Source organism: Streptosporangiales bacterium, assembly GCA_009379825.1.
GTDB lineage: Bacteria > Actinomycetota > Actinomycetes > Streptosporangiales > WHST01 > WHST01.
In genome coordinates this window covers 18,012-28,973 of the sequence record WHTA01000070.1, presented here as the reverse complement: position 1 = coordinate 28,973, position 10,962 = coordinate 18,012, and the positions used below count along the sequence as shown (strand labels likewise).

Annotated in this window: 11 protein-coding genes and 1 tRNA gene; 7 read left to right on the top strand and 5 right to left on the bottom strand. The window is 69.4% G+C overall.

The window, feature by feature from the left end; genetic code table 11:
* Nucleotides 1-2 precede the first annotated feature (2 nt).
* A tRNA-Pro gene (locus GEV07_24690) sits at nt 3-76 on the bottom strand.
* Between the two features lie 455 nt (nt 77-531).
* Here GEV07_24690 and GEV07_24685 point away from each other — a divergent pair.
* Entirely contained in the window at nt 532-1,473 is a 942-nt protein-coding gene (locus GEV07_24685; protein MQA05775.1) for a cellulose-binding protein, read from the top strand.
* Nucleotides 1,474-1,583: 110 nt separating this feature from the next.
* Here the strand turns inward: GEV07_24685 and GEV07_24680 are convergent, their stop codons facing one another.
* Nucleotides 1,584-2,486 (bottom strand): metallophosphoesterase, encoded by a 903-nt coding sequence (locus GEV07_24680; GenBank protein ID MQA05774.1) that lies wholly within the window; start codon nt 2,484-2,486, stop codon nt 1,584-1,586.
* Between the two features lie 46 nt (nt 2,487-2,532).
* Here GEV07_24680 and GEV07_24675 point away from each other — a divergent pair, with 46 nt between their 5' ends.
* Nucleotides 2,533-2,988: a GatB/YqeY domain-containing protein gene (locus GEV07_24675; GenBank protein ID MQA05773.1), complete on the top strand. Its 456-nt coding sequence runs from the start codon at nt 2,533-2,535 to the stop codon at nt 2,986-2,988.
* A 485-nt stretch (nt 2,989-3,473) separates the two neighbouring features.
* Here the strand turns inward: GEV07_24675 and GEV07_24670 are convergent, their stop codons facing one another.
* The gene (locus GEV07_24670; GenBank protein ID MQA05772.1) at nt 3,474-5,837 is read right to left on the bottom strand and encodes a PASTA domain-containing protein; all 2,364 of its coding nucleotides are present in this window, start codon (nt 5,835-5,837) and stop codon (nt 3,474-3,476) included.
* A gap of 280 nt (nt 5,838-6,117) precedes the next feature.
* Here GEV07_24670 and GEV07_24665 point away from each other — a divergent pair, with 280 nt between their 5' ends.
* Complete coding sequence (locus GEV07_24665; GenBank protein MQA05771.1) at nt 6,118-6,408, top strand: WhiB family transcriptional regulator; 291 nt, start codon at nt 6,118-6,120, stop codon at nt 6,406-6,408.
* A 7-nt stretch (nt 6,409-6,415) separates the two neighbouring features.
* On the opposite strand, the gene GEV07_24660 is transcribed toward GEV07_24665, so the two are convergent.
* Nucleotides 6,416-7,588: an AAA family ATPase gene (locus tag GEV07_24660; protein MQA05770.1), complete on the bottom strand. Its 1,173-nt coding sequence runs from the start codon at nt 7,586-7,588 to the stop codon at nt 6,416-6,418.
* A complete protein-coding gene (locus GEV07_24655) occupies nt 7,585-8,601 on the bottom strand; it encodes an ATPase (GenBank protein ID MQA05769.1) in 1,017 nt (338 codons plus the stop codon). The genes GEV07_24660 and GEV07_24655 overlap by 4 nt, the downstream gene beginning before the upstream one ends.
* Nucleotides 8,602-8,677: 76 nt before the next feature.
* Between GEV07_24655 and GEV07_24650 the strand changes: the two genes are divergently transcribed.
* The 4 genes from GEV07_24650 to GEV07_24635 are packed head-to-tail and all read left to right on the top strand — an operon-like array spanning nt 8,678 to nt 10,960.
* Nucleotides 8,678-9,115: a MarR family transcriptional regulator gene (locus tag GEV07_24650; protein ID MQA05768.1), complete on the top strand. Its 438-nt coding sequence runs from the start codon at nt 8,678-8,680 to the stop codon at nt 9,113-9,115.
* A complete protein-coding gene (locus GEV07_24645) occupies nt 9,115-10,350 on the top strand; it encodes an MFS transporter (protein MQA05767.1) in 1,236 nt (411 codons plus the stop codon). The genes GEV07_24650 and GEV07_24645 overlap by 1 nt, the downstream gene beginning before the upstream one ends.
* Nucleotides 10,347-10,502 carry a DUF4177 domain-containing protein gene (locus tag GEV07_24640; GenBank protein MQA05766.1) on the top strand — a complete coding sequence of 52 codons (156 nt, stop codon included), beginning with the start codon at nt 10,347-10,349 and terminating at the stop codon, nt 10,500-10,502. Before GEV07_24645 ends, GEV07_24640 begins: the two co-directional genes overlap by 4 nt.
* Nucleotides 10,502-10,960 (top strand): RidA family protein, encoded by a 459-nt coding sequence (locus GEV07_24635; protein MQA05765.1) that lies wholly within the window; start codon nt 10,502-10,504, stop codon nt 10,958-10,960. The genes GEV07_24640 and GEV07_24635 overlap by 1 nt, the downstream gene beginning before the upstream one ends.
* The last annotated feature ends 2 nt before the right edge of the window (nt 10,961-10,962 follow it).

The window sequence follows — 10,962 nt, the reverse complement described above, 5'->3', positions numbered from 1 at the left end:
CGTCGGGCTGGCGGGATTTGAACCCACGACCTCGTCGACCCGAACGACGCGCGCTCCCAAGCTGCGCCACAGCCCGTGACTACAGGGAGTCTAGCGCCTCGGTTGGCGCCGTCGCGCGCGGGTTTCGCCTGGTGCGCTCGGCGCCGTCGGCGGTCCGGACAACGGCCCGTCACCAGGGGTTTGAACGCTCTGTGACGCTGCGATTTTTGAGACACGGCCGGACAGCGGACGATAACGTGGACACATCTGACAGAACCGAAAGCGCCATACCCCTGGTGAGCGCCTACGAACGGCGAGTAATATCTGCGGGGTCCGGGTATGAGACTCGCCCCTCGAACACCTTGTACTCGGTCAGCCCCAAGATTTCCATGCGAGACGATGGAGCTGATGGTGCTGCTCCGACCGGAGCTCGTCGATTCCTTCGGCGGGCCATCCTGGCATTCAGCGACGGACGCCCTGGTAGTGCGCGTTGCTGGACGTTCGAGGGACCTATCCACCGTTTGACGTGCCGCCGACAGGGACAAGAGGCAAATGAGCGACACAACCACTGAGTTCCGTATAGCCCGTCGTGGCTACGAACCCGCGCAGGTCGATGAACACATCCGCGAGCTGACTCAGGCTGTGGAGGTTGCTCGTCGTCAGTCCGTCGAGCTTGCTCGTCGGGTCGAGGAGCTCGAGTCGCAGCAAGGGGAGAGCGGGGAATCCACCGAGCCGACGTTCGCCGATCTCGGCGCTCGCGTCGGCCAGATGTTGACCCTGGCCCAGGAAGAGGCAGCAGAGATCCGCGCGAGCGGTACCTCGGACGCCGAGCAGTGCCGCAAGGAAGCCGAGCAGATGGCGATGCAGGTCCGCGACGAAGCGGACAAGTACGCCGAGGAGAAGCGCTTCCAGGCCGAGGCCGAGCACGAGGAAGTGATCGCCGCCGCCAAGCAGAAAGCTGCGGAGATCCGCGAGCAGGCGAAGAAGGACGCGGCGAGCCGGCGCGGCGAGGCCGAGGCCATCTTCGAGAAGCAGCGGGCGAAGGCCGCGAAGGCGGCTGCGGAGTTCGAGACGAACCTCGCGCAGCGCCGCGAGCGGGCCGAGCAGGCGCTGGCCGAGCGTACCCAGGCTGCCGAGGCGCACCTGGTGTCCGTGCAGGAGCGCGCTGAGCGCACCCGGGCGGACGCCGAGCAGATCCACGAGGAGGCGTCGGCGAAGGCCGAGCGGCTCGTCGAGGACGCGCAGCGCAGGGCGCGGGAGATGATCACCGAGGCGACCGGCCGCGCCGAGCGGCTGCGTGCCGAGTCCGAGCGCGAGCTCGCCGCGGTCGCGCAGCGCAGGGACAGCATCAACGCGCAGCTGGCGAACGTCCGGCAGATGCTCTCCACGCTGCTTGGTGGGCAGTCGTCGAACGACCTGTTCAACGAGCTGTCCACGGACGGCGAGGACGAGGGCGCGAAGGAGCAGGCGAGCAGCAGCTCCAGCTCCAGCTGAGCACGACCGGCCCCTGACGGCCGGGGCGGGGCCTGATCGACACGACTGGACGGCGGTAGGCGGCACGCGGCGGCGCCGCCACCGCCGTTCAGTCGTTGTGCGTGTGGGCCCTAGTGCCGCGGGGTGAGGGTGACGAGGCTCGCCTCCGGCGGGCAGGCGAACCGGAACGGCGCGTACGGCGACGTGCCGAGCCCGGCCGAGACGTGCAGCCAGGCACTGTGGTGCCTGGACAGACCCTTGGCGCGGGCGGGCTCGAGGCCACAGTTGCTGACCAGCGCCCCGTAGCCGGGCACACAGACCTGCCCGCCGTGCGTGTGGCCGGCGAACAGCGCCTGGTAGCCGTCGGTGGCGAACCGGTCGAGGACCGCGGGCTCGGGCGAGTGGAGCACGCCGAGGTGCGCGGTCGCGGTGTCGTCGACGGCGCCGGCGACGTCGTCGTACCGGTCCAGGCCGATGTGCGAGTCGTCCACGCCGGCCAGCTGCAGCGTGTGCTCGCCGATGTGGAGCGTGCCGCGCCGGTTGTTCAGGTCGAGCCAGCCGCGGGCCGTCATGGCCTCGCCGAGCTCCCGCCACGGCAGGGTGGGCTGGCGTACCGGTTCGACCTGCTCCCGGTCGGTGGGCAGCAGATACCGCAGCGGGTTCTTCAGCTTCGGGGCGTACCGGTCGTTGGAGCCGAAGACGAACGCGCCCGGCAGGTCGAGCAGCGGGTCGATGGCGTAGCGGAACGCCGGCAGCGCCTCCGGGTGCGAGATCGAGTCGCCGGTGTTGATGACCAGGTCCGGTTTCAGCTCGGCCAGGTCGTGCAGCCACGCGATCTTGCGCAGCTGGTTCGGCGTGAGGTGGGCGTCGGAGATGTGCAGCACCTTCAGCGGGTGGGTCCCGGGTGCGAGGACCGGCATCTCGAGGTGGCGCAGCCGGAACGCGTTGCGTTCGATGACGGTGGCGTACGCCACCGTGGCGGCGCCGACGCCGAGTACGGCCAGCGGGATCGTACGGGCGATGGAGGAACGCATCGGGACATGATCTCGCAGCCGGTCAGCGACCTGGAAGAATGGTCCGATGGCATCGCTGAAAGAGCAGCTGCAGCAGGATCTGACCGCCGCGATCAAGGCACGTGACGAGGTGAGCCGCAGCACCATCAGGATGGCGCTGACCGCCGTGAACACCGAGGAGGTCGCGGGCGCGGCGTCCCGGTCGCTGACCGACGACGAGGTGCTGGCGGTCCTGGCCGCGGAAGCGAAGCGGCGCCGGGAGAGCGCCGACGTCTACACGCAGAACGGTCGTGTGGAGCTCGCCGAGCGGGAGCTCGTCGAGCTGGAGGTGCTCGAGCGGTACCTGCCGAAGCAGCTGGGCGACGACGAGCTGGGCGCGGTCATCGACGAGGTGATCGCCGAGACCGGCGCGGACAGCCCCAAGCAGATGGGCGCGGTGATGAAGGCCGTGCTCGCGAAGGTGGGCAACCAGGCGGACGGCAAGCGGGTGTCGGCGCTGGTGAAGGCCAAGCTCACCGGCTGACCGCAGGCACACCCTGTGCCGGCCATGTCCTGGCCCGGCTGACCGCTCCGTGCACACCGGCGACCCCACCGGCGTCGAGATCCTGTGCTGGCTGCAGGCGCGGCCGCCCGCCCCTCACCGACGCCCCCGTGGGTTGGTGAACCCGAGACGGTCCGGGCAGCTGCCGCCACGGGGCTGCGCGCAGTGGTCGGCCACGGATGGTCGCCGACCCGGAAATGGAACCGCCCGAGGCGGTCCGGGGGCGCTGCTGCCCGAGACCGCTGGCGGTGGTCGGCGAGGAAGCGGTCGCCGACCGCAGGCACGGCTGCCCGAGGTGGTTGCTGCCACGGGGCTGCTGGCGGTGGTAGGGCGGGGATGGTCGCTGGCTGCAGGCGCGGCCGTCCGAGGTGGCTGCCACGAGGGCCGTTCGCGGGGGGTCGGGTAGGGGTGACCGCCGGCCGCTGGAATAAAACCGCCCCGGGGGTGGTGCCCGGGGCGGTCGTTGGTCAGGGGTCCGGTTTGTTGGATCGGGGTGGCCAGCTCGGTTTGTCGCCGTCTGATGACGGTTTGTCCGTGGGTTCCTTCTTGTCGCCACCGCTGACGAAGATCGTCACCGTGGAACCGGAGCGGGCTTGGCTGCCGGCGCCCGGCGTGGTGTGGGCCACCTGACCTTCCGGCTGGTCGGACTCCACCTTGGCGGGATCGACCACGGGCTGGAAGCCCTGATCCTGCAGCGTCGCGCTGGCGTCATCGGGGCTCATCCCCGTGACGTCGGGCACCGGGATGGTGAGGTGCACTTCCCGTTCCAGCTTGTCGGGCGGGTTGCCGAACGTTCGCGGCTTCTTGCCCTTGTGCATGCCGTACATGGCGTCGCGCCAGATCGGTGCGGCGTCCTTGCCGAAGCCGGACGCGATACGTGGCCCGAGGTCGGCGCCCCGCAGCGGGTACTTGTCGACGCTGACCGGTGAGGCGAGCGACACCGAGGTGGCCATCTGCGGCGTGTACCCGGAGAACCAGCCGGCGCGGTTGTCGTTCGTGGTACCGGTCTTGCCGGCGGCCTGCCGGCCGGGCAGCCCGAAGCCGGGGGCCGTGCCGCCGGGCTGGAACACGCCCTGCATGGCGCTCGCCACCGCGTTCGCCGCGCCCTTCCGCATCGCCTGCTTGCAGTCCGGTTGCAGCCCCGGGATCTTCTTGCCGTTGGCGTCGAGGACGTGCTCGAACGGCGTCGGCTTGCAGTATTTGCCCTCGTACCCGAACGCGGCGTACGCGGCCGCGACGTGCAGCGGGTCGACGGTGTCGGCGCCCAGGGTGAGCGAGGGCAGCTGGTTCAGCGGCTTGCCGGTGGCGCTCTGGACCATGCCGAGCTTCTTCGTCATCCGCCAGGTCTTGCACAGCCCGACCTCGGCCTCGAGTTTGACGAAGAACGTGTTGACCGACTTGGCCGTACCTTCGGGCAGCGTGTACGTGCCGGTGTCGTCCTCCCCGGCAGCGTTGCCGACCGACGGGTAGGTGATGGTGTTCCCGTCGCAGGTCTTGAACGGCATGTTGCTGAGGCTGCCGGGTGCTTGGATCTCGAAGCCCAGCGGGATGCCGTCCTGCAGCGCCGCGGCGAGGGTGAACGGCTTCGCGTTGGAGCCGAACTGGGTGCCGAGACCGCCGCCGTGCGCCCGGTCGACCGCGGTGTTGAAGTTGAGCTGCTTGCGCTTCGGGCTCTTGTTGGTGGTGAAGTCACGCGAGACCACCATGGCCCGCACCTTGCCGGTGCCCGGCTGGACGCTGGCCAGCGAACCGACGATGTGCGATCGCTTGGCGACGTTCCTGCGCATCGCCTTGTGCGCCTGCCGCTGCGCCTTCGGGTCGAGGCTGGTCTTGATGGTGAGACCGCCGCTGAACAGCAGGTTGCTCCTGGCCGTGCGGGTGGAGCCGAACGCCGGGTCGCTCTTCACCGACTCGACGACGTACTGGCAGAAGAAGCCGCTGATCTTGCCGGCCTTCTCGCAGGTGTTGGGGAAGTCCTTGACCTTCAGCTTGAGGTCCTTGTCCTTCGCTTCGTCGGCCTCTTTCTGGCTGATCGACCCGGTGTCGGCCATCCGCTGCAGTACCCGGTCGCGGCGCGACTTGGCGACGTCCGCGTGCTTGGTCGGGTCGTAGGCGTACGGGCTGCGGACGAGGCCGGCGAGCAGCGCGGCCTGGTCCAGCTCCAGGTCCGCCGCCGACTTGCTGAAGAAGTGCTGTGCGGCCGCCTCGATGCCGTAGGCGCCGTCGCCGAAGTACGCGATGTTCAGGTACCGCTCGAGGATCTCGTCCTTGGAGTATTTCTTCTCCATCGTGACGGCGAACCGGAGCTCCTGGAGCTTCCTGGCGTAGCCCTTGATGCCACTGCGGACGACGACTTCCTTGTACTGCTCAGGGGTCTTGGCCTGCTCCACCTGGACCTGCTTGACGTACTGCTGTGTCAGGGTCGAACCGCCCTGGGTGCTGCCACCGGACTGGTTCTGCGCCAGGGCGCGCATGGTGCCCTTGAAGTCGAGCGGCCCGTGCTCGTAGAACCGGGCGTCCTCGATGGCGATGATCGCCTTCCGCATGATCGGGTCGACCTTCTCCAGCGGCACGTTGACCCGGTACTCCTGGTAGAACGACGCGAGCTCGTTGCCGTTCTTGTCCAGCACGCGGGAGCGCTCGGGCAACGGAGGCGTTGCGAGGTCGCTCGGCAGGGACTCGAAGCTGTCCGCCCCGGTCTTGCCGAGCAGGCCGGCGCCGCCGACTGCGGGGAGCGCGATGCCTGCCACGAGCACGCCCGCGACCAGGCTCAGGACGACCAGGAGCGCGAGGCTACGCAACGTGTGGATAGGTGTGAAGCTGCCAGACACTCAACCACTGTAAGCCACCGACCCGGCCGGTTGGCTGCGGCATCGAAGGCCACTACCACATTGTTCTGATGCCTGGAAAGTGGCTGGACGGCTGCTGGAGTCGCTGTTCACCGGGTATGTCGTCACCGGCCGCGTTCGGGTATCGACGCAACCGTGATGACTAGTCAATTAGGACTACGACAGATGGCCGGTGTGAGGGATTACCCAGTGTGAGCGAGGTTCTTAGCCTGTACGCAGTACCGGGGGCGGCACATTTCGGGGGAAGACGGGGAATTGCCCGATGACATGGAACGAAACGTGGGCACTTTCTGCCGCCTGCAAGGGTGGCGACCCGGACAGGTTGTTCGTCCGAGGCGCGGAACAGAATCATGCAAAGCGTATCTGCACGAGCTGCCCGGTACGTACGGAATGCTTGGCCTACGCACTCGACCATGGCATGGAGTACGGAGTGTGGGGTGGCATGACCGAACGTGAACGACGGTCGCTGCTGCGTCAGCGCAGCGACGTGCGCTCATGGCGGAACCTGCTAGAGGCCGCCCGTTCCGACTGGGAAGCCACCGAGGTCGCGTAGCTCCCTTTCAGTGGTCGCCGAGGGCGGTGCCGACCCGCCTGAGGTCGGCCAGGTCGTGTACGTCGGTCGGCAGTGCGGGCACGTCGACGATCGGGATGCGTGGGTGCGCGGCGACGAAGCCGTCGCGCAGCCGCTCCTCCCTGGCGCGCAGGACGACGCGGTCGGCGTGCAGCCGTAGGGCGGCCGCCGCGAGCGGCTGGGTGCCGCTCTCCTGGAGCAGCTCCGCCGCTGCCGCGCTGCGGTCCGCGCTGAGCCGGATGCGGCCGGCGGCCTGGCCGGGGAGGCCGGGGTCGAGCGGGTGTACGCGGTTGAGCACCAGCCCGGCCAGCGGCATCGAGTCGCGGCTGAGCCGTTCCACGAAGTACGACGCCTCCCGTAGCGCGTCCGGCTCTGGGGCGGCGACGACCAGGAATGCGGTGCCGCTCGCCTGCAGCAGCCGGTACGTAGCGTCGGCGCGTTCCCTGAACCCGCCGAACATGGTGTCGAGGGCAGTGACGAAGGTCTGCGCGTCCTTCAGCAGCTGCGTGCCGAGCACCTTGGTGAGTGCCCCGGTGACCATGCCGAACCCGGCGGTGAGCATCTTCAGGTAGGTGCGCCCGCCGCTCTTCGCCGGGCCGACGAGCAGCCGGATGAACCGGCCGTCGAGGAACCGGCCGAGCCGCTCCGGCGCATCCAGGAAGTCCAGTGCCGACCTGCTCGGCGGGGTGTCCACGACGATCAGGTCCCACTCGTCCGCGGCGCGCAGCTGGCCGAGCTTCTCCATCGCCATGTACTCCTGCGTGCCGGCGAAGCCGGCCGACAGCGACTGGTAGAACGGGTTCGCGAGGATCTGGCTGGCCCGCTTGGGATCGGTGTGCGCCTCGACGATCTCGTCGAAGGTGCGCTTCATGTCGAGCATCATCGCCCACAGGTCGCCGCCGGCCGACGTGTCGACGCCCGGCACCCGCCTGGGCACGTTGTCCAGCTCGGCGAGCCCCATCGACTGCGCCAGCCGCCTGGCCGGGTCGATGGTGAGCACGACGGTGCTCCTGCCCAGCTCCGCGGCCCGCAGCCCGAGCGCCGCCGCGGTGGTCGTCTTGCCGACGCCGCCGGAGCCACAGCAGACCACGATCCTCGTCCGCCGGTTCGCGAGCAGCTTGTCGACGGCCAACCGGCTGCGCGCGGTCTTCGTGGGGCTCATCGCCGGGTCCAGTTGGCGACTTGCTCCTCGATCGCCTCTGCCAGTTCGTGCAGGGCGCCGATGTCCACGCCGTGCGGCAGGAACGGTAGCTCGATCGTCGGTCGGTCGAGTTTCTCCAGGGTCTCGCGGGCCTCGTCCTCCGCGCTTACCCGGAGGGCGTGGTCGGTGAGCTCGGCGGCGAGCGCCCGTACGGCCTCGGCGCTGGGGTTCAGCCGGGCGGTGGTGAGGCCGGCCTGCAGCGCGTCGGTGTCCACCTCGCCGCGTGCCGCGGCCGCGAGCTGCGCGGTGGGCAGCAGCCGGTTGCGGGTCATGTTCACGACGACCGCGCCGGTCGCGATGCCGGTCTGCTCCAGCTCCGCGACGCCGTCGACGGTCTCCTGCACCGGCATCTCCTCCAGCAGCGAGACGAAGTGCACCGCCGTCTGCGCGGACCTGATCACGCCGAGCACCAGGTCGGCGTGGGTACGTACGGGGCCCATCCGGGCGATGCCCGCGACCTCGTTGGACACGTTCAGGAACCTGGCGATCCGGCCGGTCGGCGGTGCGTCGACGACGACCGCGTCGTACGCGTAGCCGCTGCCGCTGCGCCGCCGTACGGACTCGGCCGCCTTGCCGGTGAGTAGGACGTCGCGCAGGCCGGGCGCCACGGTGGTGACGAAGTCGACCACGCCGAGCCGTTCCAGGCTGCGGCCCGCGCGGCCGAGCTTGTAGAACATGTCCAGGTAGTCGAGCAGCGCGGCCTCCGGGTCGACGGCCAGCGCGTACACCTCGCCGCCGTCGCGGGCGACGGCCACCCGCCGCTCCTCGTACGGCAGCGGTGCCACGTCGAACAGCTGCGCGATGCCCTGCCGACCCTCGACCTCGACGAGCAGGGTGCGCCTGCCCTCGGCGGCCAGTGACAGGGCGAGCGCGCCGGCGACCGTGGTCTTGCCCGTGCCCCCCTTGCCGGTGACGAAGTGCAGGCGGGTCTCGCCCCACCCACTGCCCGCCGCCGGAGTCGTCTCGCTCCCCACGACGTCCAGGTTAGGGCCCCTACCGGGTCGAGTGACGAGGTGACAAAGATAGATAGCCTATGTATATAGTTTGCCCGTGAAGACACAGGTCTCGACCTCGGACCTCGCGGCATCGCTGGTCAGCCTCAGCGGTCAGCTGATCCGCGTGGTCGGTGCGAAGACGCAGGTCGCGATGTCCACGACCCAGGCCAGGGTGCTGGCCAGGCTGCGTGACGACGGGCCGCAGCGGGTCACCGAGCTGGCCAGGGCAGAGCGCTGCACACAGCCGTCGATGACGACGCTCGTGGATCGGTTGGCACGCGCCGGGTGGGCCGCCAAGCGGGCCGACGACGCGGACGGCCGGGCGGTGCTCGTCGGGATCACCGACGAGGGCCTGCGGCAGGTAGCCGCGACCAAGGCGGCGATGGCGAAGGTGTTCGAGCCGCACCTGGAGCAGCTCGACGCCACCCAGCTGGAGCAGCTGACCAGCTACACCGAACTGCTGCAACGGATGATGGAGGACCTCGACAACTGATGAGCGTGGGGACGAGCAACGACACCGCGGAAAGACCCAGCATTCTCCGGCAGCCCAAGGCCGTGTGGGCGGTGGCGTTCGCCAGCGTCATCGCGTTCATGGGCATCGGGTTGGTCGACCCGATTCTGAAACCCATCGCGGAACAGCTCGACGCCTCGCCGTCCCAGGTCTCCCTGCTGTTCACCAGCTACCTGCTGATCATCGGCGTAGCCATGCTGGTGACCGGCGTCATCTCCAGCCGGATCGGCTCGAAGAAGACGCTGCTAGCCGGGCTCGTGCTCATCGTCGTGTTCAGCGCGCTGGCCGGCGCGTCCGACACCATCGGCCAGATCATCGGCTTCCGCGCCGGCTGGGGGCTGGGCAACTCGCTGTTCATCGCGACCGCGCTCTCGGCCATCGTGGGCTCGGCCAGCGGCGGGGTGGCGAGCGCGATCATCCTGTACGAGGCCGCGCTCGGCGTCGGTATCGCCAGCGGCCCGCTGGTCGGCGGCCTGCTCGGTGAGATCAGCTGGCGCGGGCCGTTCTTCGGCGTCGCCGTGCTCATGGCGGTCGCCTTCATCATCACCATGGTCCTGCTGCCGAAGGGCGAGGCGCCGGTATCGCGCAGCTCCCTGCTCGACCCGTTCCGTGCGTTGCGGCACCGGTCGCTGCTCACCGTCGGCATCACGGCCCTCTGCTACAACTTCGGCTTCTTCGCGCTGCTCGCGTACACGCCGTTCCCGCTCGCCATGGGCGCGCTTGAGATCGGGTTCGTCTTCTGCGGCTGGGGCATCGGTGTCGCGGTGTCGTCGGTGTTCGTCGCGCCGCTGCTGCAGCGCAGGTTCGGCACCATGCCGGTGCTGCTCACGGTGCTTGCGGCATTCGCCGCCGTGCTCGCCGTGATGGCGATCGGTACGGACAGCAAGCCGGTGCTCGTCGCCTGCGTGGTGACCAGCGGACTCCTGATGGGCGTGAACAACACCCTGATCACCGAGACGGTCATGGTCGCCGCGCCGGTCGAGCGGCCGGTCGCGTCCGCTGCGTACAGCTTCGTCCGGTTCACCGGCGGCGCGACCGCGCCCTGGCTGGCGGGCAAGCTCGGCGAGACCTTCAACCCGCACCTGCCGTTCTGGGTCGGCGCGGCAGTGGTGCTGGTGGCGTTCGTCGTGCTCAGCACCGGCCGGCGGGTGCTCGCCCACGTGGACGACCATCGCCCTAGGGGAGCGCCGGCCATGACGGTAGGGTCGCGCACATGACGAAGTGGGAATACGCAACTGTGCCGCTGCTCATCCACGCCACGAAGGAGATCCTGGACACCTGGGGCGAGGACGGGTGGGAGCTCGTCACGGTCGTTCCCGGTCCCAACCCGGAGAACGTGGTGGGCTACCTGAAGCGGGAGAAGGCCTGATGACGACGCCAGAACAGCGCCTCGCCGAGCTCGGTCTCGAACTGCCGGCCGTCGTGCCGCCCGTCGCCTCGTACGTGCCCGCGGTGGTCAGCGGGTCGTACGTCTACGTCTCGGGCCAGGTGCCCATCGTGGACGGTGAGCTGGCGGTCGCCGGACGTCTCGGCGTGGACGTGGACGTGGACGAGGCGAAGCAGGCGGCGCGCACCTGCGCGCTCAACGCGCTCGCTGCCGTGAAGTCCGTGACCGGCGACCTCGACAAGGTCAAACGCGTGGTCAAGCTGCTCGGCTTCGTGAACAGCGCGCCCGACTTCGCGCAGCAGCCGCAGGTGGTGAACGGCGCCAGCGACCTGCTCGGCGAGGTGTTCGGCGAGCGCGGGCAGCACGCCCGCAGCGCGATCGGTGTCGCCGCGTTGCCACTGAACGCGCCGGTCGAGGTCGAGATGATCGTCGAGGTGTAACC